This is a genomic window from Pseudomonas sp. NPDC086278 (genome assembly GCF_050280905.1).
In the GTDB taxonomy this organism is placed as follows: Bacteria; Pseudomonadota; Gammaproteobacteria; order Pseudomonadales; family Pseudomonadaceae; genus Aquipseudomonas.
In genome coordinates this window covers 42,681-68,668 of the sequence record NZ_JBNNWE010000004.1, presented here as the reverse complement: position 1 = coordinate 68,668, position 25,988 = coordinate 42,681, and the positions used below count along the sequence as shown (strand labels likewise).

Annotated in this window: 22 protein-coding genes and 1 pseudogene; 13 read left to right on the top strand and 10 right to left on the bottom strand. The window is 54.8% G+C overall.

What is annotated here, in order from left to right; all coding sequences use genetic code 11:
• Positions 1-31 precede the first annotated feature (31 nt).
• Together ACQKP4_RS02555 and ACQKP4_RS02550 are read right to left on the bottom strand one after the other, a co-directional pair.
• Positions 32-790 (bottom strand): retron Ec48 family effector membrane protein, encoded by a 759-nt coding sequence (locus ACQKP4_RS02555; RefSeq protein ID WP_427630113.1) that lies wholly within the window; start codon positions 788-790, stop codon positions 32-34.
• Positions 783-1,991 carry a reverse transcriptase family protein gene (locus ACQKP4_RS02550; protein ID WP_427630111.1) on the bottom strand — a complete coding sequence of 403 codons (1,209 nt, stop codon included), beginning with the start codon at positions 1,989-1,991 and terminating at the stop codon, positions 783-785. The genes ACQKP4_RS02555 and ACQKP4_RS02550 overlap by 8 nt, the downstream gene beginning before the upstream one ends.
• 1,149 nt (positions 1,992-3,140) lie before the next feature.
• Here ACQKP4_RS02550 and ACQKP4_RS02545 point away from each other — a divergent pair.
• Complete coding sequence (locus tag ACQKP4_RS02545) at positions 3,141-4,115, top strand: hypothetical protein (RefSeq protein ID WP_427630110.1); 975 nt, start codon at positions 3,141-3,143, stop codon at positions 4,113-4,115.
• Positions 4,116-4,326: 211 nt separating this feature from the next.
• On the top strand, positions 4,327-4,527 hold the full coding sequence (locus tag ACQKP4_RS02540) for a KTSC domain-containing protein (RefSeq protein WP_427630108.1): 201 nt from the start codon (positions 4,327-4,329) through the stop codon (positions 4,525-4,527).
• Between the two features lie 290 nt (positions 4,528-4,817).
• On the opposite strand, the gene ACQKP4_RS02535 is transcribed toward ACQKP4_RS02540, so the two are convergent.
• Complete coding sequence (locus ACQKP4_RS02535; protein WP_427630106.1) at positions 4,818-5,732, bottom strand: LysR family transcriptional regulator; 915 nt, start codon at positions 5,730-5,732, stop codon at positions 4,818-4,820.
• 120 nt (positions 5,733-5,852) lie between these two features.
• Between ACQKP4_RS02535 and ACQKP4_RS02530 the strand changes: the two genes are divergently transcribed.
• Positions 5,853-7,079: a cation:dicarboxylate symporter family transporter gene (locus tag ACQKP4_RS02530; RefSeq protein WP_427630104.1), complete on the top strand. Its 1,227-nt coding sequence runs from the start codon at positions 5,853-5,855 to the stop codon at positions 7,077-7,079.
• Positions 7,080-7,124: 45 nt separating this feature from the next.
• Here ACQKP4_RS02530 and ACQKP4_RS02525 read toward each other — a convergent pair whose 3' ends face one another.
• Entirely contained in the window at positions 7,125-8,735 is a 1,611-nt protein-coding gene (locus tag ACQKP4_RS02525; protein ID WP_427630102.1) for a lyase family protein, read from the bottom strand.
• A gap of 28 nt (positions 8,736-8,763) precedes the next feature.
• A complete protein-coding gene (locus ACQKP4_RS02520; RefSeq protein WP_427630100.1) occupies positions 8,764-10,011 on the bottom strand; it encodes an OprD family porin in 1,248 nt (415 codons plus the stop codon).
• A gap of 417 nt (positions 10,012-10,428) precedes the next feature.
• On the opposite strand from ACQKP4_RS02520, the gene ACQKP4_RS02515 reads away from it, so the two are divergent.
• Positions 10,429-10,758: a hypothetical protein gene (locus ACQKP4_RS02515; protein WP_427630098.1), complete on the top strand. Its 330-nt coding sequence runs from the start codon at positions 10,429-10,431 to the stop codon at positions 10,756-10,758.
• A 432-nt stretch (positions 10,759-11,190) separates the two neighbouring features.
• The gene (locus ACQKP4_RS02510; protein ID WP_427630097.1) at positions 11,191-12,747 is read left to right on the top strand and encodes an ATP-dependent nuclease; all 1,557 of its coding nucleotides are present in this window, start codon (positions 11,191-11,193) and stop codon (positions 12,745-12,747) included.
• 290 nt (positions 12,748-13,037) lie between these two features.
• Here ACQKP4_RS02510 and ACQKP4_RS02505 read toward each other — a convergent pair whose 3' ends face one another.
• Both ACQKP4_RS02505 and ACQKP4_RS02500 read right to left on the bottom strand, forming a co-directional pair.
• A complete protein-coding gene (locus tag ACQKP4_RS02505; RefSeq protein ID WP_427630095.1) occupies positions 13,038-13,535 on the bottom strand; it encodes a DUF4411 family protein in 498 nt (165 codons plus the stop codon).
• Positions 13,532-14,668 (bottom strand): ImmA/IrrE family metallo-endopeptidase, encoded by a 1,137-nt coding sequence (locus ACQKP4_RS02500; RefSeq protein WP_427630093.1) that lies wholly within the window; start codon positions 14,666-14,668, stop codon positions 13,532-13,534. The genes ACQKP4_RS02505 and ACQKP4_RS02500 overlap by 4 nt, the downstream gene beginning before the upstream one ends.
• Before the next feature lie 715 nt (positions 14,669-15,383).
• Between ACQKP4_RS02500 and ACQKP4_RS02495 the strand changes: the two genes are divergently transcribed.
• Complete coding sequence (locus tag ACQKP4_RS02495; RefSeq protein WP_427630091.1) at positions 15,384-15,695, top strand: DUF3077 domain-containing protein; 312 nt, start codon at positions 15,384-15,386, stop codon at positions 15,693-15,695.
• A gap of 165 nt (positions 15,696-15,860) precedes the next feature.
• Here ACQKP4_RS02495 and ACQKP4_RS02490 read toward each other — a convergent pair whose 3' ends face one another.
• Both ACQKP4_RS02490 and ACQKP4_RS02485 read right to left on the bottom strand, forming a co-directional pair.
• Positions 15,861-16,229, bottom strand: coding sequence for a PH domain-containing protein (locus ACQKP4_RS02490; protein ID WP_427630090.1), 369 nt, complete (start codon positions 16,227-16,229; stop codon positions 15,861-15,863).
• A gap of 36 nt (positions 16,230-16,265) precedes the next feature.
• Positions 16,266-17,054, bottom strand: a complete 789-nt coding sequence (locus tag ACQKP4_RS02485) for a hypothetical protein (RefSeq protein WP_427630088.1) — start codon at positions 17,052-17,054, stop codon at positions 16,266-16,268.
• Positions 17,055-17,451: 397 nt separating this feature from the next.
• Here ACQKP4_RS02485 and ACQKP4_RS02480 point away from each other — a divergent pair, with 397 nt between their 5' ends.
• The 6 genes from ACQKP4_RS02480 (at position 17,452) to ACQKP4_RS02455 (ending at position 25,322) form a co-directional block, all read left to right on the top strand.
• On the top strand, positions 17,452-17,928 hold the full coding sequence (locus ACQKP4_RS02480; RefSeq protein ID WP_427630087.1) for a formate dehydrogenase subunit gamma: 477 nt from the start codon (positions 17,452-17,454) through the stop codon (positions 17,926-17,928).
• Entirely contained in the window at positions 17,925-19,484 is a 1,560-nt protein-coding gene (locus ACQKP4_RS02475) for a formate dehydrogenase beta subunit (protein WP_427630085.1), read from the top strand. Before ACQKP4_RS02480 ends, ACQKP4_RS02475 begins: the two co-directional genes overlap by 4 nt.
• Positions 19,481-22,363 (top strand): formate dehydrogenase subunit alpha, encoded by a 2,883-nt coding sequence (fdhF, locus tag ACQKP4_RS02470; protein ID WP_427630083.1) that lies wholly within the window; start codon positions 19,481-19,483, stop codon positions 22,361-22,363. The genes ACQKP4_RS02475 and fdhF overlap by 4 nt, the downstream gene beginning before the upstream one ends.
• Positions 22,360-22,581 carry a formate dehydrogenase subunit delta gene (locus ACQKP4_RS02465; protein WP_427630081.1) on the top strand — a complete coding sequence of 74 codons (222 nt, stop codon included), beginning with the start codon at positions 22,360-22,362 and terminating at the stop codon, positions 22,579-22,581. The genes fdhF and ACQKP4_RS02465 overlap by 4 nt, the downstream gene beginning before the upstream one ends.
• A gap of 253 nt (positions 22,582-22,834) precedes the next feature.
• Complete coding sequence (locus tag ACQKP4_RS02460; RefSeq protein ID WP_427630079.1) at positions 22,835-23,869, top strand: PDZ domain-containing protein; 1,035 nt, start codon at positions 22,835-22,837, stop codon at positions 23,867-23,869.
• On the top strand, positions 23,862-25,322 hold the full coding sequence (locus ACQKP4_RS02455) for a PDZ domain-containing protein (RefSeq protein ID WP_427630077.1): 1,461 nt from the start codon (positions 23,862-23,864) through the stop codon (positions 25,320-25,322). Before ACQKP4_RS02460 ends, ACQKP4_RS02455 begins: the two co-directional genes overlap by 8 nt.
• A gap of 58 nt (positions 25,323-25,380) precedes the next feature.
• On the opposite strand, the pseudogene ACQKP4_RS02450 reads toward ACQKP4_RS02455, so the two are convergent.
• A pseudogene (locus tag ACQKP4_RS02450) lies at positions 25,381-25,491 on the bottom strand (PH domain-containing protein); the annotation flags it as partial.
• Between the two features lie 104 nt (positions 25,492-25,595).
• Here ACQKP4_RS02450 and ACQKP4_RS02445 point away from each other — a divergent pair.
• Positions 25,596-25,961: a hypothetical protein gene (locus ACQKP4_RS02445; RefSeq protein WP_427630075.1), complete on the top strand. Its 366-nt coding sequence runs from the start codon at positions 25,596-25,598 to the stop codon at positions 25,959-25,961.
• The last annotated feature ends 27 nt before the right edge of the window (positions 25,962-25,988 follow it).

Sequence of the window (25,988 nt, the reverse complement as noted above, 5' to 3'; positions counted from 1 at the left end):
AGAGCCAGTTCATAAAACGCATTCTATGTCTTTACCTGTACATACGCAATTCGAGTTCAGTTCTGGTATCACCCCCACAGAAAGATTTTGAAATGGAGTCAATCAACGACAGCACTTGGGTTTCAATTTCGTAAAAGTCTTTCTTAGGCATAAACTGAAGATTAAATCCGATACCTTCTAAGGCACGAATCATTTCTGATTGATGATCCTTATAAATAAAAGGACCCTTTGTAGCTTTATATGCATTGAAGTTAGAATCAGAAATAACCTTATTTACCCGCCCGACAAATTCAAAATAGGTCTCAGACAAAGACATATCCCCACTTTTTGAATTCGCATAAATCAAATTGTACACCTTATAGGTGTCAAACGAAGTGATTGAAAGTAAATCCCTCTTCCTGACTTCTTCAACAAAAAAACTTTGAAATAGCGACAGATGTGATATGTGATTAGTAAAATATGAAGATTTAAGTGTAGACAAATAACTGAGCAATGCGACAAAGATTGCACCAACCGTAGCAACGAGCACGATAAGGTCTAATGTCGACTTCGCTACCGCGAAGGCAGAGCTGTACTTTTCATAAAGACTCACGTAACACTTATTGGACAAACAAATTGGTAACAAATAAAGCTGATCAACAAACAAAATCGTGACAAAGACAATAAAAAAAACACAGAAACCGATACCACCAATCGAAACGAGCAAGGCAATTAGATATTTAAAGTATGGATGCTGACGTAAAAAATCATCTCTAACTCGATTAAAGAACAACACTATGATGTTATTCATGCTTATCAATTACATCCTCGTTCTCGGGCCTTAACTTTCTTAACTTACACCTCAGTTGCTTGGATGTTAAGTCATAAACACGATCCAAAACTATCAGCCGCTCCATAACCCGGTGAAATCTAGACTTGTACCAGTGCGTATGCCTTTTCGTCACAAAATCTTTTTCAAGGCGCGCAACCATATCTTTAGCTCTGTTAACATCCCGTCTCGACGGCAGAGGCTTGATAAAGTTCAGCCGGGCAAGAAGCGGCTCATGTTGATTATGACGTACCCGGTGCAGCTTATTAACTCTTCCCATACATCGATTATAGTCATGTCTATAACTGTGAGAAGTCCGATAACCAGGTTGGGCTGCAAGAGACTCCAAGTTTCGAACTGCCGCTCTTATCCTACCCACTTCATCGGCAGGAAGCCGCGGCGTGTTGAAACTAACCCTCAATCCATGAACCGTCAATGGTTCAGTTGACGTCCTAAAAACCTTAGTCTTACTCTCGTTTATAGGTAGATCTTTAGCAGTTAGCATATCGCTAATAATTTTAAGAGCAAACGTGAAGTCAGTACTGAGTGACTTGGACGACACAGTTATATCATCAACCAGTCTAGTATATGTAAGCCCCTTCCTATTCAACCGCTCGACCACATCACCTTCTACGTCATACAAACACAAGGAGGCGATATAACTTGACGTCAACCCACCCTGAACAAGGTGTGAATTATGACAACACAAATTTGTAAGCACCCTAGATACTTCCTCATCATATTTAAGAAAGCTATTAAATATTGAGAAAACTATATCCTGATGAATATTGTCAAAAAAACTCGAAACATCGACTTTCAATAAACTTTTTGCGCCACAGTGCCTTCCAGCACAAGATACGTAATCCTTACTATCATAGGCATCATTATTTTTCTGATTAGGTACTGAGCCATAAATAAAATGAGGCCAACGAATCACGTAGTGATTAGCAAAAATTGCGACGTTGATTCTTTTTTGGAGCTTTCTTAAAAATCTATGAGGATTAAAAATCGGACGACTAATTCCACCAGCTTTTTTTACATGGTCTTTTTTGGTGTATCGTTCCTCTGGACTTAATGCCAATACAGAAGAAAGAAACTCATCTGAGACGCGCAGGAGCTTGCATAGATTTTCGCGACTACTGAGAGAATTTTTTGAAACTTTCAGTGGGTTCGCGAGCACCATAGCCAATCCCTGGGATGTAAGTGTGAGCCATACCAACCCATGACATAGGGTAAAGAGAAAGATGTTGCGTTCATCGAAACCATCCGCTGAAAACCACCATCTTTCTCATGGTAGGCCCACCGTGAAGCACTCCAGCGGGACGCGGGGGTCGGAGACTGCCGGTGCCCTCTCCTCATCAGTTCAATACTTTCGCATTGAACGCTCATTACTGAGCAAACCAGCGGATGTTTTATCTCGATTGCGGCAAATGAGCGATACGCCCATGCAATTTGCAAAATACACCTTTTTCTTGGGGAAGCAACACATTTGTGATTCCCAAAGGCCACCTATGTAAGGATTGGTACCCTCGCTATTTTTTAGGGATGAGATCCGCAACCGAAATCCGCCTTACTGGCGATTCGTATCTTCTAGCAGCGTCCGGGCGAACCGACGACGGTCCTATGTGCACCGTTCGGTCAGACGCGTAACGCCAGCCTGTTAGACTCACTAGAAGGGACAAAAATGTTACACCTTGCGTAGTTGCTACACCTCATAGATTACGAGGTTTCGGCCTGTGTAACGCGACTATCTTCAATATAATCAATAGTTTAATTGAAGGAGTTACACCCGTAACACCTGTTACACGGAGTTTTACGTATCTACCCCGCCCCCCATTAAAAATGAGTTCCTCCAGCGGATAACTTCCAGCAGGAGCCGGGGGCAGCTTAGTGAACAGGTAAACACACAGTTTACAAGTGCAATTGCACAAGGTGTTGAGAGGTCGGCGGGGACCCTGAGCATTTCTCAATGGCACGGGGTCGGAAACCCGCAGGACCTTGTTAGCGGGAGAACTCCCAGCTTAGTGAACCGGTGAACCCGGTGAACTACTGTTCACCTGTGCATCTGCCCTACGAACTGACCAATATCTGAACATCGTTACCGATGCGGTAACGATGCCCTCCTTTCTTCAATATCCTTTCAATTTCAACGCTGAAATTTCAGTAAGCTGGGTCGCCTGCAGCTAACGAAATCCCGCGGGTTTCCGACCCCGTACAGCTTGGAAGTCTCCAGGGTCCCCCGCGCTCTTTTGATCGTATTCCGCTATCGTCGTATGGGGCAGAGCGACTCGTCCCCACGATCACTTTTGCTTCCAAAGAAGGATGACTCATTTTGACTAAACCACGTTTCTCCGTTGACATCACCGGCGCAATTTCTGCTCTGGAGGCACATGCAATCCTTACCGCCATGTCAGACGAGGGGTGCTTCCACGAACACGCAGGGTTACGGCTTCCACTGGGCATCTACAACGTTTCGATATCTCGGGTGACTGACAAATTGATTCGCCTTTGTCGGAGGGTCGAAACGTTTTTTAACGCCCCGGATTCGCTGAGTCCCCAGGGTGAAACGCGAGAGGTGCTTCTAGAGATCATTGATTACATCGAACTATCGCTCTATGCGGCTGCAGAGCATGTCGATGATGTGAAGTCGATTTGTACTGGTTTTTTCAAGCACACCAGTTTTCGAGACAAGGATCCGGCATACCGAGTGCTTGAGAAGGCAGTGAAGCAACATAAACACTTCGTTGCCTCTGCCGCGAACGCCATCAAACATCAACAGTCCCGAATTCGCTTAGCCGCGATTCAATTCAAGGATGATGAGTACGTTGGCGCACTGCATGGATATTTCATTGAAGGCGTCGCAAACGGCGTCGTAGGCCCTAGTTCAACTTTTCACAAATCAAAGAAGCTTTACTCGCTCACAAGCTTGGCATGGGAAATCGTGTTGTTCCTTTTACTTGTGTCCCGGGATCTAGCGACATTCTTACGATCAGTGAGTGTTCAGCGTGAAGGCCCGGTTAGGCCCACTTCTGAGCAATTCGCAAAAGCTGTAGTCGCGGCAGCACGTTTACCAATTTACGATTTTGGGGAAGCGCATCCTTTCTCCAAAGCAACCGTAACGCTGAATGCACCGGAGGCCACCTTACACCTGCTTGACTCATCGCTATACGGCTCAATCCGTAGCGGTTGGTCCGCCTCATCAATACCCACTTTCGGACGGCTTGAATCTCAATATGAGGGCGATGGAAAGACAATACATTTTGAGCTCTTCCACCCTGAAACCGTTTCGTTCCAACGTTGGACTTAGTACTGAAGCATGAGAATCATTGCAGTGACTCTGGTTTCGTGTATCCCTTGCTGTGTCCCAGAAAACTAACAGCCAAGGAGACCCTACGAAAACGGGACTCTTTTGGTTGAGTGCAAACGACCCCGGCTTGAACACGCCGAATGGATGGTGAGCTACGATGCTCAGTGATGCTGAGATATCGATTAGCTCCCCCCCATGAAAGGACGTCCCAATGGAAATGGTTCGTGTGAACTCAAGTGCGATCACAGCTGTAGGTTACGACCCGGCGACCAACCTTATGAAGATCACCTTCAAGCAAGGAAAGACGTACGACTTTTGCCGCGTACCATTGAACGTCTATCAAGGGCTGATGAACGCACCGTCAAAAGGGGGCTACTTCGACCGAGTTATAAAGGATCGTTACCAATGCTGAACGAGCCGCACATACCAGGCGTCTCAGTGGAACAGTGACTGAATGGATTGCATGAAATCGCTGAAACTCTTCATACTGCCCACAGCAATGGCGAGCATGTATCCCTATATGTATCCCTAGAAAGCAAACCTCTCTGGAGGCCTTGAGTTTACTGGAACACTACAGTCTCCCTCGGGCACCAAATACAAAGATCCAGCGGTCCTTACCAGCCACTGGAAAACAAATAAACCGGCACTTAGCCGGTTTTTTTGTGCCTGCGATTCCTGCGCATTCCCCTTCCCAAACCCTGTTCATGCCTTTCGATACACCCCGGCCAGCTCCCGTGCCAAACCAATAAAATTCTGCAACGGCGCCGAGGGATTGAAGGCGCGTTGCACCAGCGTAATGGGCGCCAGCAATCTCGGCTGCGCGTCGCGGATGCGGCAATACACCACGGATTCGCGGTGTACGTCGCGCATCGACGCGGGCACCACCGAGATGCCTTCGCCGGCGGCGACCAGGCTGACGTTGGTCAGCATCCGCTCCACTTCAAAGGCGATGTTCGGCTCGAAGCCGGCGTTCTGGCAGGCCTTGATCAGGTTGGCATACATGCCCGGTGCGCCGGGACGGCGGACGAGGATGAAGCGTTCGTCCTTGAGGTCGATCATGTTGATTTTGGGGTCGCCCCCTTTGAGCAACGCGTGTCCCACGGGCAGCGCCAAGAGCATTTCCTCGTTGAGCAGGCGGTGGAAAGTCAGGCTTTCGGGCGCGCTGACCGGCGCGCGAAGGACGCCGATGTCGATACGTTTTTCGGTAGTGTCCTCGGTGACTTCACGGGCGCTACCCTCTTTGATCGAGAGCTCCACGCCGGGGTACTGCTCGCGGTAGGCGCGAATGATGCGTGGGATCAGCGGATGCGCGGCGGCGGAACTGGTGAAGCCGATGACCAACGTGCCTTCAATCCCATGGGCTGCGCGGGAGGCCTTGAGGGAACCCTGCTCGACACGCGCGAGAATCACCCGCGCTTCATCGAGGAACACCAGCCCGCCAGCGGTCAGGTCGACGCCCTTGGGATGGCGCTTGAACAACTCGAAACCCAACTCTCGTTCCAGTGCGCGTATCTGTTGGCTGAGCGGCGGCTGCTGCATATTCAGGCGCTCGGCGGCGCGAGTAATATGTCGTTCTTCGGCCACTATGATGAAATAACGTAAATGCCGAAGTTCCATGTGGTATATCCCGTAACAAGGCCTTATTATTTGCGGCCTGAGTGAGTCTTCAGGCTGACCAATATGCCGAAAGTGGCCAGTCACGACAATAACAAATAATAAAAATCGCCTGGAGTTCGGATGTCGCCCTCTCATGCCAAAAATGGAACGCTGCCTATATTGATTGCCATTGTCTGTGGCATGACGCTAGGCCTGGTGTATCCAGAAGTGGCGATTGATATGAAACTGTTCAGTGACACTTTCATAAAAACCCTCGGTTTATTGATGCCGTTCCTGCTGTTTGTATTGGTTTCCACCGGCATTGCCGGCCTTAATCGTGAGCACAAACACCCCAATGTGACCTACCGCATCGTGCTGTATTTTCAGCTGATGTCCGTCGCCGCGCTGGTGTTTGGAATCGCCGCGGGCTTGCTGTTCAACCTTGATAACACCGCCGTTTTTGCCTATGCGCCCACACCGAACGTGCCGGAAAAACTGCTTCACGAGCTGTCATGGCTATCCATTTCGTCCAGCATTTACAGGGTTCTGACCCAGAGTCTGTTATTGCAGGTGATGTTGCTTGCGGTGGTTTGCGGGCTGTTGCTCACGCGCGGTGGCGCCTTCAGCGACCGATGCCTGGGCTGGCTTGAAAGCGGCGTACAGATGATGTTCCTGCTGTTGCGGATCATCTTGAAATTCGCGCCGCTGGCGGCCTTTGGCGCCATGGCGTTTGTCGTCGGGAAATATGGCCTGAGTTCGGTCATGCCACTGCTGAAGTTTATTGTGGTTATTTATCTGGCGTGCGGACTATTTGTCATCCTGGTATTCGCGACAATCACCCGAATGGTGGGTGTGAAATTATCAAGACTGATCATTTATTTAAAAGAAGAGCTACTGCTGGTAACGTTTACCGGCTCTTCGATGGCCGCACTTCCAGGACTGATTGGCAAACTTGAAGCGCTAGGTTGCGATAGCCAGTTAGTGCGTCTGATATTGACCACCGGCTACACCTTCAACTTGTCCGGCACCAATCTTTACCTGACCACCGCACTGATGTTTCTTGCGCAATTGGCCGGGGTGGATATCACCGCACCGCAACTCTTGGAAGTGCTGTTGATTTGTTTGTTTACCTCGCTCGGCGCCACCAGTGTCGCCGGCTCTGCATTGTTTACCTTGATTGCGACCTTGAGCATTCTGCAACTGGTGCCGCTGGAAGGAGTGGGGTTGTTGCTGGGGGTGGAGCGGTTAATGAAGTGCCGGTCGCTGACCAATGTGCTGGGTAACGGCGTGGCATGCCTGGCGATATGCCGGTGGCAAAACTCCATCGATCGTGAAGCCTTGAACCGCGAATTTGCCGACCTGAAGTGACGCCGGGGTTGCCGGCGCCACATTTGACCTTCAGGGCGTCACGGCTCAGTTCTTGGCGTCGGCCAACTTGTTGAATGCCTTGTCCAGATTGTCTTCGGCGCCTTTCAGTTTTGCCCGACGCTCCGCCAACCACTTCTGGTCGTCATCCAGGGTTTGCCGCGCCTCAACCAGCATGCGCTTGACCTCTTCCGGTTGCGGGCCGCCTGTGCCTTTGCGGGTCTTGACCATGTTGGTCGGCGACAACGCCGCGCGAAATTGCGCCTCGTCCAGCGGCAAGGTGTTGGGGGTCCACTTGAACTTGTCGGCCGCCTGGCGATACAGCTTCTGCGCATCGGCATACGGGAAAGTCTTCGGCGTGGTGCCGTTACTGCGTGCTTCAGTGACAATCAACGACGCGAAGCCATGCCCGATGCGGAACGGCACCTTGAATTGCCGCTCCAGGGTGTCGGCCAGTTCCATCGAGGTGCTCCACTCCGACTCCAATTCCTCCAGTGCGCGCTGCGGATTAATTTGCAGCGCGTCGAGCACCGCATCCAGGCTCTCGAACATCTCGCCAGTGGAATGAAACAGCCCCAGCGAATCAAAGGCGAACTTGTAGTCGGTCATGCCGGTGGTCACGTTATGAGCGCGCAAGGTGACGGTCTGCGCCAGCCCGACGACATCCGAGGCCGACTCACGGGTGCGCATTAGCAAGCCCGGATTACGTTTTTGCGGCATCGCGCTGCTGGTGTAGGTGGACTCCTCATCCAGCAGCAGCCACGGGCGAATCTGATGATATTGGGTGTGGATGTCGCCAATCATCGCGCCGACCCGAATCGCCGAAGATGCCGCCAGGTTCGCCGCTTCAATCGGGATGTCATAGGTCGAGACCTGGCTCGAATCCAGGGAGTTTTCCCGCACGCCATTAAACCCCAGCAACTCGGCCAGACGCTCGCGGTTCAGCGGGTAGGCGGAGTTTGCCAGCACGGCGGTGCCCATCGGGCTCTGATTGAGGCGGGCGTAGAGTTCGCGAATGCGCTGACCATCGCGATCAAACGCGGCTTCGAACGCCAGCAGATAGTGCGCATAACTGATCGGCATGGCCTGCACGCCGTTGGTATAGGCCGGCACCATAGTGTCGACGTTCTTTTCCGCCAGGCTCAGGATGCGTTGGCGGGTGGCGTTCAGCGCCTCGCTGTAGGCCAACACCTGTGAGCGCAATTTGGCCAGGCGGAACGTCGCCAGCATGTCCTGTCGGCTGCGGCCGGAGTGGATCAGCGACGCCTCGGGACCGATCTTGTCGGTCATGATTTTTTCCAGTTGCAGCACATCGCTAGGACGCACGCCGCCGGGCTGGGCGCCCTGGTCAATGGCATAACGCACGCCGCCAGCGATCTTGCGACCCATGTCCGGCTTGACGATGCCTTCTTCGGTGAGCATCACAATCGACGCCTTGTTGATGCGGTTAAGCCAGGCGAACTGGGTTTGGGTGGGGTCGCCCTTGGCCTTGTGCGACACCTGCGAGGTGTCCACCGCGGCGCCGACTTTCGCCGCCTGGGCCGCGCACTGCTCGGTGGTCTTGCAGGGCAGTTCGCCGGTGTCGGCAGCGTAGGCGCCGTAACTGCTGAACAGGGCGAAGGCCACGGCGAGGTGGATGAGTTTTTTCTGGGTGAACATGTCAGTGCTCCGCTTTTTTTATAGGGGGTTACAATAGGGTCAGGGTGTAACTGACGATGAACCGGTTCTGGTCGATGTCATTGCCCTTGTCGTTGCTGCGATACGTGCCGTTGCGCCACTTCACGCCGAGGTTCTTCAGCGCGCCGCTCTGGAACACGTAGCCGATGTCGGTGTTGCGCTCCCACTCGGTGCCTTCCACGCCTTTGGAGCGTTCGAAGTTGTCGCCTTTCAGGTAGCGCGTCATAAAGGTCAGCCCAGGCAGGCCGAGGGCGGCGAAGTCGTAGTCGTAGCGAACCTGCCAGGACTTCTCCTCGGGGTTGGCGAAGTCCGGCGAGATCATCACGTAGTTGACGAGGTAGGAGTCGGTACCATCGAGGTGCGGAAAGCCAGTCGTGCCTTTCATGCGCTGATAGGCCGTGCCGAACGAGTGGCCCTGAATGCTGTAGGTAAACCGCGCACCAAAGGCCTGGTTATCGATGTTGGTGTTGCCGTCCTTACTGGAGTCGGCGTAGCGCAAATCGGTCTTGAACGACTGGGACTTGCCCAGCGGCAAGGTGTGCACCACGTTGAAGATGCTCTGCGAGTAGTTGTTCTCCAGATGGGCGTAGTGGTAACCGGTGGCGAGGTCCTTGGTCCACTTGTAGTTGGCGCTGGCGAAGTCGAACTTGTCGGTGGGCACGGCGCCCTTGATGCCTTTGCCGTCGACTTCGATGTCATCGTGACCGCTGACGTTACGCAAGGTATTGCTGGTCAGGCGCCCGGCGTCGAAGGTCAGACCGTCGATATCCAGACTGCTCAACTGCGCACCGCGAAAGGTTTGAGGCAACAGGCGTCCGTCGTTCGGCAGCACGGTCGGCAGCGATGGAATCAACGTCCCGACTTTCAACACACTCTTGGAAATCCGCGCCTTGGCGGTCGCGCCCATGCGGCTGTAATCGTCCGGCGCTTTATCACTGCCCACGGGCAACAGACCGGTATTTTGCCGATCAGGGCCGGAGTCCAACTTCACACCCAGCAAGCCAATGGCATCGACGCCAAACCCCACCGGCCCTTCGGTAAAACCCGATTGATAGTTGAGTAGAAACCCTTGGGCCCATTCATCCCGCTTGGACTGGCTCGCACCGTCCTGACGGTAATCACTGTTGAAGTAGAAATTGCGAAGTTCGAGATCGGCCTTGCTGTCTTTAAGAAAGTCAGCTTCAGCGAAGGAAGGGAAACCGAGCGTCAAACCCAAGGTGGCCGAAGTCAGCCCCAGGGCGATAGGTGTTTTTTTCATTGTTATACCCGTTGTCTACTGCTCATTTTTAGAATTGTTTTGTCCGGGCGGCGACAGGGAGACGCATCCGGCATGCGCAGGCTAACGAGCTGGTTTGCAGATTGAAAATATATTGAAAGTCTTAATTGCAGAGGTTTTGAGTATGGTTAGTTTGCGGTGGCGATCGATGATTAGGAGGCAGCAAATATCAGCGACACCGGCCCTCTCACCGCTTAACATGGCGCCCGCAAACCAAGGCTCGAGTCTTCCTCGGCACCGAATCAATAAGGTCTTGCTGCGCAGGGCTTTTTTTTCGCCCACACAAAAGCGAGCCCACCCCACCACCCCGTAGGAACTGCCGAAAGCTGCGATCTTTTGATCTTGCTTTTGAGTCGCTACAGCCCAAACCGCTCAGCTAACGAATCAAGGATTCACACAATGGAATTGCCACTGGAAACCGTTGCCCTATTCGCCCTCAAGCTGGCTTATGAGCGCGAGGGGGAAAGCCCGATTCTGCGAGATGATCCGATCATGAGTGATTATGAGCGGGAGGTTTTTGGGTTGTTGGTGCGGCGGGGGGATGTTGAGGGGATTCAATTTCGGGTGGCGCATTGTGTAGGGTTGGCGTTGGAGGCTATTGGTGGTGTTGAGATGCCGCTGGGGCGGGAGTTGAATCGGTTATCCACAGTTTTCAGCAATGCGCGGACTATGGAGGAGCTTGAATCTCCGGTTATTGCGCTTAGGGACTATTTGAAAGACATTCAGTGAGTAGTGAGTCTTCCAAGACCGGGGACATCTCTTCTGTAAACCTGAACTGGCTTCCGAGCCTTCGCAAAAAACAGTTCTGCAACCTTTCCTCCCCTCGCGATCAAGAACTGTCTGAAAGACATCCAATAAATGAAGGCGGGCGCCATAAAAAGCGGTAGCGGCGGATAGTTGGATCGAAATTGATCATCAAGTCGAATCCATTAATAAATTCGCCCCCACCCACGCCCCCTTTCCCAATTTCTGTCTACCTGCATTTTTCAAAGCCGTTTCGGCCCAAAAAGCGGACAGTAGAGTCTGATTCCTAAATTCCGGGCGGCCAAGCTGAAATTAAAAGATTTCGCCAGATCACTCCCTAGACAATTCACATAGAAAGTATTAGCGTTAGACGTAATGGCCAACTGCCTATTGTCACCATTTACGAAGGGTAGTCGCGTGAAATATAGGGAAAGTAAATTAGATAAAGAACTCCGACAATGGTTTGCTAACGACTACTCGAAAAGGCTATTGAGACAAATAACTATAGCCGAAGGTGAAATTCGCGGAATAAGCTCACTAGATGTAACCTTTGACTATCCTATAACTGCATTTGCAGGTGCGAACGGCTCAGGAAAGTCAACCATTCTCGCTTTGGCCTGCTGCGCTTACCACAATTTTAGAAAAGGCTTTAAACTAGCCAAGAGAAAAAACAGCTATTACACCTTCTCTGACTTTTTCTTACAGCACACCAATGAAGTTCCACCGCAAGGCATAGAAATACATTATTTTTTTGCTTTAGATTATCTTTCGAAAGACGAAAGCACTCCCGACGGCAGAGGAATCGGCTATCAAATCAGAAAGAAGAATAAAGGTGGCAAATGGAACAACTATGACTCTAGAATTCATAAGAATGTAGTATTTTTGGGTATCGAGCGAATAGTTCCGCACTCCGAAAGAAGCCAGTCCCGCTCATATTCCAAATCATTTAAAAATATTGCTGCAAAAGGCTGGGAAGAAAAAGTCAAAGATACCGTGGGGTTTATTCTTGGAAAAAAATACGACGAGTATATACATTTGGAGCATGCTCGTTATAGCTTACCGGTTGTAACAGTAGGTGACCTAACCTATTCTGGATTCAATATGGGCGCCGGCGAAAACGCGCTTTTTGAAATCTTTTCAACTATATACTCTTGCCAAGGAAACACCCTTCTAGTGCTCGACGAAATAGAACTCGGACTGCACGCAAAGGCACAACGAAACTTTATGACAAAGCTTAAGGAAGTTTGTAAAGAAACTGGAACTCAAGTTATCTGCACCACTCACTCAAAGGAAATTTTTCAATGCCTGCCTGACGACGCTAGGTACTTCATTGAGTCGATAAGGGGTAAGACTAAATTAACCCCTGGAATCTCTCCTGAATTTGCCTTCGCCAAGCTTGGCTCGAAAGAAAATCAAGAGCTGGATTTGTTTGTGGAAGATGAGGTAGCTCGGGCGCTTGTTCAGGCATGTCTGCCATCTCACGTACGGTCGCGGATTAAAATAACAGTAATTGGCTCTGCTACAGCGATAGCAAAACAGCTTGCTGCATTAAATGTGCGTGGAGAGGAGAGACCAACAATTGCCATATTCGATGGAGATCAAAGACCTTTACGATCCGACAATCTTAATCATGCGCGCAAGATGGCGGAAAACCCTACAAAAGAGTTTGAGGAATGGTTTTCCAGCAGAGCTGAATATTTACCAGGCAATACTTGGCCAGAAGCATGGATTATACAAAAATGCATGGAAGCTCCCGCACTTGTGTCTATTGCTCTAGACTTAGAAGAAGACCGAGTACTTGAGGTTCTTGAGTATGGCTTGCAGGCGGGAAAACATAATGAGTTTTTCGAAATAGCGTCCCACATAGGACTGGACAAAGAACAGGTACTACAACAAATGTGTCGGGTTATCTCGAAAGAGTTCAGCGACGACCTCAAGCCAATGAGGAGTCTTATTGAATCACGACTGGACTGACTTCATCTTTAGAGCATACTTAATTCAAACAAATCTTAACTTAAAATTATTGCTAATTGCTTTTCCCCAAAAGAAAATTAGTTAATCTCCAATAACACCAGACCAATACTTACATCAAAGCATCTCTACAAAAAACACAGCAAATCTGACTCTTTACGACATTACAAATTTTCAACCCAGAGATAATCATAGAAAAAAAGAGGCTAGAAAAAGCAGAAAAAATGGTCAGATTTATTTCCATCCACTCTGACAATCATTTCAAGCCCACACAATTTACCAATTCACTTATTTCAAGCAGGCAACACAAATTTTGCTTCAAGCCTATGCAACAACTCGAACGTATTCAAAAAAGGAATGTTTAGTTCCTTACAAATATTGGGAATAATGAATTTTCGTTTAGCATCGAGATTCAACACTTCATGAGTAACGACTGTAGCCCCTGTGGTCATCGCTTTCGCAATTAACCAAGGATCAGCACCTGCTAAAAATTCTTCCATAGCACCTGTCTTCATCTTAGGAGCTTGATCTGCTACAAGCCCCGCAATGTGCGCGAATGCCAGTTGAGTATCCTGATCGGTGGTGGAGTGGAAAAAATCGGAATTGCCCTTCGCCCAACCCGCCAAATCGTCATTGCCTCTTGTCAGCTCATCTAATACCGGCGCAATACTGGATAAAGCCAATGCTTTATTTTTAAGTAATAACCATTGCCAAAATCCAGGACAAATGACCATTCCATAGTAACGATTCTTTGCTTCGATCAGCGTGTTGGCGTCTAGTAAATGATTCATTCCGAAATCTTACTCGCGAGAGTCCTTAATTTAGCAGGTTGCACGCCGAGCAAATTTCCCGCCTCGCGTAGCAGCATCCGGCCACTCATTGCTTCAGTCAGCACTGCCTTGCTTAGACGAGGGCTGTTTTTCGCAGTGGCGTTACGGTAATAGTCACCCGCTCCACCTTTGTCATCCTGAAAAGCCTTAAGGATCATTCGATAGTAAGCGCTGTACTGTGCTTGGGTTATATAGCCCAGATCAAATGCGCGGCGACCGATAGCTAATTTACTGATGTGAAACCGGGAGGCCATCGGAGCTAAGTTGTCTTCCCAGTTAATATCTGCGTTCCAAAGGACACGAAATTGGGCTTCGGGAGCCAGAAACTCACCGGCAACCGCATTGCAGAATCGTTCCTCGTCTCGACCATTTGCAGTATTTCCGTCAGATACTCCACTGCTACCAATCCAAATATGTGCCAGTTCATGAATTAAGGTGAAGAGTCTGGCAGTGGGAGCATCGGAACTATTGATAAACACAACAGGTGCGAAGAAATTACTGATGGCAAAACCACGGAATTCACTAACTTCAAGTTTGCGATGAGTATTCCCTAGCGCAATGCCGCTGCGCATCACCAAAATGCCAACCGCTTCAGCAGCTTCGATCAAGGCACGGCTGTACTTGTCATAATCCAATCGAGCAATGTCAGGGTTCACACCAAGGATCCGGCGGAGATCGTCCACCACCTCTGCGACTTGAGATCGGCTACTAAAGCGACCTACAAATGCCAGCGGTTGATGCTCCTGATTTTGCAGATACTCCAGATACCAGTCTTGCTTACGTATGGAATCCCTGACGGTGTCCAACAGTTCCAAACTGGGACGCTGAGGAGCGATCCCGCCGACAGTTCGCAGATCAGGTAAAGGCAATTGTTCGACGGGCGGCTGCGGAAGAAACAGGAAGCCGAACGGGATGTGAGCAAGACTCGCCCACTTTTGAGCCTGAAGGAATGTTGGTTTGGTCTCACCGGCCTCCCACTCCTCTACCCGATCAGGTTTCACAGGTAGCTTTTTAGCAACCTGTTCAGTGGAGAGACCCGCGCGCTCACGAGACCATGTGAGCAGGCTTGGATTGACTAAGGCGGCTTGGCTCATAGGGTCGCAGGCAAATCAGATGGGGCCAGCAAACGTTCTAGAGCATCCTTGGCAGATGCAGCCGACTGACGCTGGTTCCAGTAATCTGGCATTGCCTTTCTCCTTGGCTGTTTAAGTCAGTAGCGACTACAGATTAGTCGAGAAGCAGAGCTACCGACGATGGAAGCGCGCGATTATGAGGTAAATTTTCATTGACCCGAAGCGCAAATATGTAACCCACAGACAGATGGTATTGATCTGTTTCAATGCGTTTCATGACACATGTACACCTTCCCCAGTTCGCCGCCTCGCCTTCATCAAATATCCACAGTGACTGACCACAAAACCACCCATCATTCTCAAAGGTTGCAGGAAAAGGGCCTGCACGATACCCTCCCACCGTCGCTGCCAATTCAGCGACCGGGTGTGAGAGCCCGCAACAATCAAGGCGCAAAGCGCCCCAAAACCTATCGTGGCGTTTTTTTTCGTCTGCGATATGGCTTTATGGCGGCTGTGCGTGGGAGACCTTCGGGTCTACCGGTTGCCTTGATTGCCGGTTTCTCACCCTGCGCACAGCTGTCACCCACGCCTGTGAGAAGGCTCGTGGCAGCTCCTCAAATCAAGGATGTTGACCCATGACTAATACAAATCCGTACAAAATTTGGCTATTCCTTCTACGCAATTCCCAATCGCGTAACGCCCTTCCCCGCCGCCTCTCCCTCATCGGAGGTGGCAAATGACCGACCACCCCGAACTCAAAACCATCGGCCTAACCCCGGCCATCTATTGCTCAGACCAACCCCTATTCCACGTAACCCGCGATGTACCGCTCGGCGATGCGTTGTCCATGGCTTCGGACTTTCTGTTTTTGGCTAAATCGCTGACCAAAGAGGCTGCCTACGACAGGGACACTGACCGTCATGCCTGGGCTGCGCATTATTTGACGTCGTTGAGTAAGGCGTTGGTGGATGATGCGGTGAAGGTGTTGACGCGGGATCGGCCTAACACCGTGCCGCCTAAGCGGGCGGCGGAGAAGGCTGAGGGGTAGTGGTTTAGGACTGGGGGAGTGAGTTGCTTGGGAGGGTGGTTGTGTATCGGCATTGGTGTCGGCTGATCTGACGTCTTCGCGAGCAAGCTCGCTCCCACAGGGGTTGGGTGCACTGGCTGGCATTAGTGTTTAGCCCCGAGTTTTCGGGGCTTTTTCGTGTTTGGGTCAGAGGACGTGTTGGGAGATCAGTTTTGAGATTTCGACCATCGATGTTCTGCCGGTGAATTCGAATTTCACTTTGCCCAGTGACGAAAAGTAGATTTCCAGTTCGGAGTCGAGGTCGAAGGTGCCGGAGGTTTCCACCGAGTAGGCGACGATGTTTTTGTAGGGCAGTGAGGTGAAGTCTTTTTTGCTGCCGGTGATGCCCTGGACGTTGACGGAGATGATGCGTTTGTTGGTGAACACGACGCCGTCGCGCATGGATTTGTAGGCGTCGATGACGTGTTCGCCGTCGAGCAAAAGGTCGGCCACGCGTTGGGCGTATTCTTCGTTTTGCTTGAGTTTGAAAAAGCCTTTGTTGTTGAAGTCGATCATCCGTTCATCCTTCCTTTGAAGAAAAATTCCTGCGGGTTACTCCAGCGCTTTTACGACTCGAATGTCGATGGGAAATCCATCCGCTCCGTGCAATTTCTTCCATCCCACGTACCGAAAAATCCCGTCCTCATCAATTTCGTCGCCTCGCTCCACGGTTTTACCGCCCAGCACTGCGACGCGCTTATTGGCGGCGCAGTTGCCGTCCGAACGATGAGCGGTGTAGATCACATAGGGTTTGACGTATTGCACGGCGCGCAAATAGCGGCCGCATCCAGAATCGACTTTGATCATCAAGGTCTTCAGATTCGCTTCGCCAGCCAGATCAGCATGCTTGTCAATATCGTCAGTATCGTCAATATCGCTGATATCGCTGATATCGCCGATATCGCCGACGTCGCTGAAGCCCAGAGAGCGAGCGCGCTTGTATTCCGGGGAGTTCAGGTGATCGGTCTGGGCTTGCCGGAAATACTGATCCAGCTCCTCGTTATATTCAGCAGTGCCCTTGGCCGCTACGTCTTTCACTTGCGAGATGACACTTTCACAGCGGGCGTAATCGGGGGAGCCGAAGCTCGGCTGGGCGAGGTTCTTGCGATGTACGGTGATGGTTCGCAGACGACTCTCGATGGTGGGCAAGACGTCCTTGGCCGTCTTGCGCCCATCCTGCACATCGGTCATTGCCCGCTGTAAGTGCTCGCAATCGGCGAGGTAGGTCTTCCAGGCGTATTCCGGGTCTTCTTCCCAGTCCAAGTCGGCAAGCGCCGGGGTCATCACGACGGTGAAAGTGATTGCGCATAACAGGCGCGAGGCTGGAGCGACAGTGAGCATGTGTAGTCCGTTACATAGATGAAGTGGCGCGACGCTACTATTTTGCCTGCTTGCCGTCCACTAACAGCAAAGGGGACAGCCCTGTTTCTTGCCGCGATCCACTGTGAAACATCCTGAAACCTTGATGCAGGCCACGTTCTTCTAGACTCAATAAAAGGTCGTGGATAGAACCGAACGCGTCGCTTTGGTGCAGTCAAATCAACAGCCGCGTGGCAATCTGACTTTTATACCCTTTAAAGGTGCGGCGAAGACCGTGCCGGGTACAACAAGATGCCCGCCAAGGGTGCCCTGGCCAACGGCCTGAAAATCCACGTGCCGTGACGTGGTGAACGCCGCAGCCGACACTTTCGGACGACCGACGACCTTCTGGTTTGTCCGTGACCGTGAGGATTGCTGAATGCCTGATGAGATGTTGCACCTGCCGATGGTCAACAGCCTGCTGGAGCGCCATAAGGGCTCTGCGGGTGCGCTGTTGCCCATTCTTCATGATATTCAGGAACGCATCGGTTACATCCCCGATGCCGCCGTCCCCGAAATTGCCCACGCCCTCAACCAGAGTCAGGCCGAGATTCGCGGGGTGATCAGCTTTTACCATGACTTCCGTACCGCGCCGCCGGCTCGACACATTCTGCGTTTGTGCCGGGCGGAGTCGTGCAAGAGTCGCGGCGCCGAGCAGCTTGCAGCCCAGTTACGCGAACGCCTGCAACTGGACGATCACGGCAGTAGCGCCGACGGCAGCATCAGTTTGCGCCCGGTGTATTGCCTCGGCGCCTGCGCCTGTTCGCCCGCTCTGGAGCTGGATGGCCGGGTGCATGCGCGGCTCAGCGCGGAGCGTCTGGATGCCTTGCTCGACGCTTGCCGGGAGGACGCATGATGCCGCTTTATTTGCCCACTGATTCGCTGGCCCGTGCCGTGGGTGCCGATGAGGTGGCCGTGGCCCTTATCACTGCGGCCCAGCAACGCAATCTGCCGCTGGAGTTGCAGCGCACCAGTTCGCGCGGCCTGTATTGGCTGGAACCGCTGCTGGAAGTGGACAGCCCGCAAGGCCGAATCGGTTTTGGTCCGTTGACCGCTGCCGATGTGCCGTCGGTGCTCGATGCGTTGCACGGCGAGCCGTCCGCGCATCCGCTGGCCTTGGGGCTGGTGGAAGAATTGCCTTATCTGAAGTCTCAACAGCGCCTGCTGTTCGCCCGCGCCGGTATCACCCGGCCGCTGTCGCTGGACGATTACCGGACCCATGGCGGTTTCGAGGGTTTAACGAGGGCCGTGAGCGTTGGCGGTGAACAAACCGCGACGGCGGTATTCGATTCAGGCCTGCGTGGCCGTGGCGGCGCAGCCTTCCCGGCCGGGATCAAATGGCGCACCGTGCGCGCCACCCAGGCCGCGCAGAAATACATTGTGTGCAACGCCGACGAAGGCGATTCCGGCACCTTCGCCGATCGCATGTTGATGGAAGGCGACCCCTTCCTGCTGATCGAAGGCATGGCCATTGCCGGCATTACCGTCGGCGCCACCTATGGCTACATCTATGTGCGTTCGGAATACCCGGACGCCGTGATCATCCTGCGCAACGCGCTGCAGATTGCCCGGGAAAACGGTTACCTCGGCGCCAATGTCGGCGGCAGCGGCCTGGCCTTCGATATGGAAGTGCGCGTCGGGGCCGGCGCTTATATCTGCGGTGAAGAAACCGCGCTGCTGGACTCGCTGGAAGGCAAGCGCGGGATCGTCCGCGCCAAGCCACCGATCCCCGCGTTGAAAGGTCTGTTCGGTTTGCCGACGCTGGTGCACAACGTGCTGACCCTGGCCTCGGTGCCGCTGATTCTGGCCAAGGGCGCGCAGTTCTATCGCGACTACGGCATGGGCCGTTCTCTCGGCACCATGCCCTTCCAGCTGGCGGGCAATATTCGTCACGGCGGTTTGGTGGAACGGGCCTTTGGCCTGACCCTGCGCGAACTGGTGGAAGACTACGGCGGCGGCACCGCCAGCGGCCGGCCGCTGAAGGCTGCGCAGGTCGGCGGCCCGCTCGGTGCCTGGGTGCCACCTTCGCAGTTCGACACACCGTTGGATTACGAAGCGTTCGCCGGCATCGGCGCGATGCTCGGTCACGGTGGTGTCGTGGTGGCTGACGACAGCCTGGACATGGCCCACATGGCGCGCTTCGCGTTGCAGTTCTGCGCCGAGGAATCCTGCGGCAAATGCACGCCTTGCCGTATCGGCTCGACCCGCGGCGTCGAGGTGATCGACCGGATGCTCGCCGCACCCGACCAGAACGGTCGCGATGCGCAGGCGATCATCCTCAAGGACCTGTGCGACACGATGCAATACGGCTCGCTCTGCGCGCTGGGCGGCATGGCCCCCTTTCCGGTGATCAGCGCCCTCAAGTACTTCCCCGCCGACTTCGGTCTGCAATCTTCGGAGGCCGACCAATGATTACTCTCTTCGACCCGAACACCGATATCGATCTGGGCACGCCTGCACGCGAGAGCCAAGTGCAAGTCACGCTGAACATCGACGGCCGCAGCATCAGCGTGCCCGAAGGCACTTCGGTGATGCGCGCCGCCGCGCTGCTGGGCACCACCATTCCGAAACTGTGCGCCACCGACAGCCTCGAAGCCTTCGGCTCTTGCCGCATGTGCCTGGTGGAGATCGACGGCATGCGCGGCTACCCGGCGTCCTGCACCACGCCGGTCACGGAAGGCATGAGCGTGCACACGCAGACGCCGAAGCTCGCCACGCTGCGGCGCAATGTCATGGAGTTGTACATCTCCGATCACCCGCTGGACTGCCTGACCTGTTCGGCCAACGGCAACTGCGAGTTGCAAACCGTGGCCGGCCAGGTCGGCCTGCGGGAAGTGCGTTACGGCTATGAAGGCGAAAACCATCTGGCCGATGTGAAAGACACGTCCAACCCGTACTTCGATTACGACCCGAGCAAGTGCATCGTCTGCAACCGCTGCGTGCGTGCGTGCGAAGAAACCCAAGGCACTTTCGCCCTGACCATCACCGGGCGCGGGTTTGAGTCCCGTGTTTCTGCTGCCGGTGGTGAAAACTTCCTCGATTCGGAATGCGTGTCCTGCGGCGCCTGCGTGCAGGCTTGCCCGACCGCCACCCTGATGGAAAAAAGTGTGGTCGAACTCGGCCAGCCTGAACGCAGCGTCATCACCACGTGCGCCTATTGCGGTGTGGGTTGCTCGTTCCGCGCCGAGATGAAGGGCGACAAACTGGTGCGCATGGTTCCGGACAAGAACGGTCAGGCCAATCACGGCCATTCCTGCGTCAAGGGACGCTTTGCCTGGGGCTACGCGACCCACCCGGATCGCATCACCAAACCGATGATCCGCAGCCACATCAACGACCCGTGGCAGGAAGTCAGCTGGGATGAAGCGGTGACCTACGCTGCCAGCGAATTCCGTCGTTTGCAGCAAAAATATGGCCGCGATTCGATTGGCGGCATCACCTCCAGCCGCTGCACCAACGAAGAAACCTACCTCGTTCAAAAACTGGTACGCGCCGCGTTCGGCAATAACAACGTCGACACCTGCGCGCGGGTCTGCCACTCGCCGACCGGTTATGGCCTGAAACAAACCTTGGGCGAATCTGCCGGCACTCAGAGTTTCGACTCGGTGATGCAGGCCGACGTGATCCTGGTGATGGGCGCCAACCCCAGCGACGCGCACCCGGTGTTCGCTTCCCAACTCAAACGCCGTTTGCGCGAAGGCGCGCGGCTGATCGTCATCGACCCTCGACGCATTGACCTGGTGGACTCGGTGCATGCCCGCGCCGAATTGCACCTGGCCCTGCGTCCGGGCACCAACGTCGCGATGCTCAACGCCTTGGCCCATGTGATCGTCACCGAAGGCTTGCTCGACCAGACCTTTGTCGACGAACGTTGCGAGGGCAGCGATTTCACGCGCTGGAGCGAATTTGTCAGCCGCGCGGAAAACTCGCCGGAAGTGCTTGGTGAGATCTGCGGTGTGGCGCCTGCCGACATCCGCGCCGCCGCGCGCCTTTATGCGGGCGCCGGCAATGCCGCGATCTATTACGGCCTGGGCATCACCGAACACAGCCAGGGCAGCACGGCGGTGATGGGTATTGCCAACCTGGCCATGTCCACCGGCAACATCGGCCGCGAAGGCGTCGGCGTGAACCCGTTGCGTGGGCAGAACAACGTGCAGGGTTCCTGCGACATGGGCTCCTTCCCGCACGAGTTGCCTGGCTACCGGCACATCTCCAACGAAGTGGTGCGCACGCAGTTCGAACAGGCGTGGAACGTCACCTTGCAACCCGACCCCGGCCTGCGTATTCCCAACATGTTCGAAGCGGCGCTCGCCGGCAGTTTCAAAGGCTTGTATTGCCAGGGCGAAGACATTGCCCAGAGCGACCCGAATACCCAGCATGTGACGGCGGCACTGTCGGCCATGGAATGCGTGGTGGTGCAGGATATTTTCCTCAACGAAACCGCCAGGTTCGCCCACGTGTTCCTGCCGGGCAGTTCGTTTCTGGAAAAAGACGGCACGTTCACCAACGCCGAGCGGCGCATTTCGCGGGTACGCAAAGTCATGGAACCGCTGGGCGGCAAGGCTGACTGGGAAGGCACCGTCGCGCTGGCCAACGCGCTGGGTTACCCGATGAACTACCGGCATCCATCAGAAATCATGGATGAAATCGCCAGCCTGACGCCGACCTTCACCAACGTCAGCTACGCCGCCCTGGACAGCCACGGCAGCCTGCAATGGCCGTGCAACGCGGCGGCACCGGACGGCACGCCGACCATGCACATCGAGCAATTTGTGCGCGGCAAGGGCCGCTTCATGCTCACCGGTTATGTGCCCACCGAAGAGAAGGTCAACAATCGCTATCCGCTATTGCTGACCACCGGACGCATCCTCAGCCAGTACAACGTCGGCGCCCAGACCCGGCGCACCGAGAACGTCGCCTGGCACGACGAAGACCGTCTGGAAATTCACCCTACCGACGCCGAGAGTCGTGGCATCAACGAAGGTGACTGGGTCGGCATTGGCAGCCGCGCCGGGCAAACCGTACTGCGTGCGCGGGTCACCGAACGCGTGGCGCCGGGCGTGGTGTACACCACGTTCCACTTCCCGGAATCGGGGGCCAACGTCATCACCACCGACAACTCCGACTGGGCCACCAACTGTCCGGAGTACAAAGTCACGGCCGTGGAAGTCAGCCGCGTCTACCACCCTTCGGAATGGCAAAAACGTTACCAGGCGTTCAGCGATGAACAGGATCGTTTGCTCAAGGATCGCCGTCAGGCTCGTGGCGCTAAAGCCGAGGTGCGCCGATGAGTACGGACAATCTGATCAAGATGGCCAACCAGATCGCGCAGTATTTCGCCAGCGAACCGGACGAGCAAACGGCCGTGCTCGGCGTGCGCAATCATCTGCAGATGTACTGGACGCCGGGCATGCGCAAGGAATTGCTGGCCTGGCAGACGGAGCATCATGGGGCGGATCTGCATCCGTTGGCGCAGGCGGCCGTCAGTGGCGCGGGTTGGGAGGCTTAGTCTTCTTGAGCCCTGCTGAAAAGCTGTAGCAGCGAACCTGCTTGCGAGGCGGAGTGTCAGGCGAAATGAGGATGACTGACACTCCGCAAGACATTCAATGAGCATCGCCCCTGGTCGCTGGAAGGCAAACGTCTCGAAACCGTTTTCAGGCGTCAAAAAAACACAGTGGCGCGGTGCTATCACCTTGGTTTACTTTGCCCCTCAGAAGGCCCGTTTTCAGGGCACTTGAGCCGTATTTTTTTGGGGGAGCAGCATGAGCGCAGAGTGGAAACGTGCGGGAAAAATAGCCGGGGCGGTGCTGCTGATGTCGTCCTTGAGCGGTTGCATCCTGGACCCGGTGTATCTGATCGGTGCCGCGGTCAGTGCTGGCGACGATGACACCCCGGTGGCGGCCGCGGGGTCGGCGGCGTCGCTGTCGGAGGCCGACAACAGCGCCAATCTGCAAAAAATGATCACTCGGGAAGTCCCGGACCGCTATCGTCCGCGCAATTGTGACTACATCGAGATGGCCCTGTCCGAAGTCCCCGGTTACCAGAGCAGCACCAACGCCTATCTGAAGCAGGCCGGCGAAGCGCGCAAAGTCGCGGCCAGCCAGGTCTGGCTGGAAAAAGGCTGCACCTCCGGCAATTTCCCCAGTGGCAAGGTCGGGATTTCCATGGAAACCATCGACGCGCAGAAAGCCGCGATGTCCGGGCTACCGACCTCCGGCGTGGTGATTTACAGCACCGTCGCCGGCAGTCCGGCGCAGCAGGCCGGCATCCTGCCCAATGACGTGGTGGTGGCGGTGGATGAGCAGCCGATTGCCGACTCTATCGATTTCCGCGTGCTGGTGGCCAAGGCGCCGCTGGGCTCCACGGTCAGGCTCAAGGTCTGGCGCTACCTGGCGTTCCAGACGGTGCCGGTCGTGGTCGGGGCCGGGGGCACGCAAGTATCGATGCTGCCGGCGAGCGCCCCGTCGGCGAAGGCCAGTGCCAGTGCCAGTGCCAACACTTCCACCTCCAGCCTGCAAGGCATGAACCTCGGTACGGTAACAGCGTCCTACGCCAAGGCCGTGGGTCTGCCATCGGCGCAGGGCGCGTGGGTGATTGACACGGTCAAGGGCAGCCCGGCGGACAAGGCCGGAATCAAGCCGCTGGATGTGATCGTCGAGGTCAGCGGCCAGGAAGTCGCCAGCGCTCAGGACATGGCCGATATCTCCTCGAAGATGCGCGTGGGCTACAAGGCCACGGTCAGTGTGTGGCGCAACCAGGCCAAACGTGACGTGCAGGTGGTGCTGAAAAATGAATGATCAGCGGCTGAAGATTGTTCGTCTGGGCGCCGTGGCATTGATGGGCGCCTCCTTGTCGGGGTGCGTCGCTCAGGCGCTGAATGCCGCTTTCGAAGCGTCGATGACCCCGGAAACGGTCGGTGTCACCACGTCCACCTGGCGTGGCAAGTCCTGCGCCACCCTGGAATTCAGTGAAGCCAACATGGCCGGGCAAAAACAGGAAGCGGTGGCCAAGGGCGATACGCAGTTGGTCAAGATCACCGGGTGGCAAATGGATGCGATCCGTCAGGTGCGCACCGAACAGGGCTGTATCGCCGGCACTGCCGGGGCCACGGTGCCGGCCTCGGGGCAGGTGACGGCCTACGGTTATTGCACGACCAGCACCGAAGAGCATGTCTACGTGACGCCGGTGTTTACCTATGGCGATTTCTATTCGGACGGCGCCGCGGCGGAATCGGCGGCCTTCACCACGATGTTGCGGTCGACCTACGGCTACACGGGCAGCGGTGGCGGCTGTGTGATGGAAGACAGCCCGGCCAAGGCGCAAGCGGCCATGGAGCGCACGGCCAATATCACCACGATGATCATCGGTTGGAGCACGGTGCACGTGCCCTGGACCCCGCCGCCGATGGTCAAGGCGCCCAAGGCCGCCGTCGCCACAACCCCGGCGTCGGTGCCAGGCAAAACCTCCACGGCGACCGCCACGGCCAGCAACAACGTCGAGGCCCAAGGCCTCGGCCTGACCCTGGAAACCCCCAACCCCGAACTGGTCAAGGCCTTGGGCCTGAAAGACAGCAGCGGTGCCTGGGTGGTCGACGTGACGCCGGGCAGCGCGGCGGCCAAGGCCGGGATCAAAGCCATGGACGTGATCCAGGATGTGTCCGGGCAACAGGTCAATGTGCCAGGCGATGTGCAGGCGATTACCGGTAAGTTGCGTGCCGGTTACAAGGCAACCCTCGGCGTGTGGCGTGATCGCGGCAGTCACGAGGTGAGCCTGGTGATTCCGGCCGGCGCCGTGGCACCCGCAACGGTGGCCAAGTTGCAACCGGTTGCGCCAGCACCGAGCGTGCCGACAGTGGCGTCGACGGTGGCCCCGGCACAAGCCACGGTCCCTGACGGCAAGCCGTTCTGTCACGCCTATATCTATGTGGTGAAAAAGCCTGGCGGCTGGCAGTCGTCGATTTTCCAGACCACCAGCGATAACCAGACCTCGTCGGTGATGATCGCGTCGCTGGCGAAGTTCGTCGCCCAAGTGCGGCAGGAACAACCGGAGCAGTGGCGGCCCTTTACCTTCGCGCCCGAGCAGTGCTCGCCGCAGGTGGGTTATTGCTATGCCAACGGCGAAAAGTCGCTGTTGAAGGCCGATCAAATGGCCGGCCAGTTCTGCTTCGCGACCCGTGCCGAGGCCGAGACCCACGTCGCGTCCTTCAACAGCGTGAAGCCGGTGTACGAGCAGGTCGATTTCAAGCCTTGATCACCCGATAAATCGCGCACTGGCCCCGAGTTTTTTTCGGGGCCTTTGGTCGCGCCTGTCAGAGCAAATGCCTGGAGATCAACTTCGAGATTTCTACCATTGATGTCTTGCCGGTGAATTCGAACTTCACCTTGCCCAGCGACGAGAAATAAATCTCCAGCTCGGAATCATCTAAACCGGAGGCGAGGGTACACCACGCTATTGATTTGCTATCGTGCGCGCCATCGCCTCACCTCAAAGAAAATTGAAACTGTTGTTTACAAGGAAGACTGGATGGTACTCATCGGCATGTTGGTGTTTTTCGCGGCGTCGGCCGGGAGTTGGTTCTGGATCGTGCGCAACCGTGGCAGCTTCAATCTGTGGCTGGCCAACCTGGCCGGGGCGCTGGCCAGTTTCATGATCGGGATTCTCGTGCTGATTTTTATTGGCTCCGACCAAGCGACAACACGGGCACCGGCCTACTTTCTCTACTCGTTCATGCTGATCATCGGCGCGTTCGTCGGCACATGGCTGCTGGTTGTCGGCAGATTCAAGCCGGAGGAACGTCCGGTCGGGCGCCATTTGATCGGCGGTTCCTGCGGTCTGGTGGCGGCATTGATCGCGTTAGTGGCGTGGGCGACGATCTTTCCAGCGAAGTGATCGCGCCCCTGCCCCCACCAAATTTCG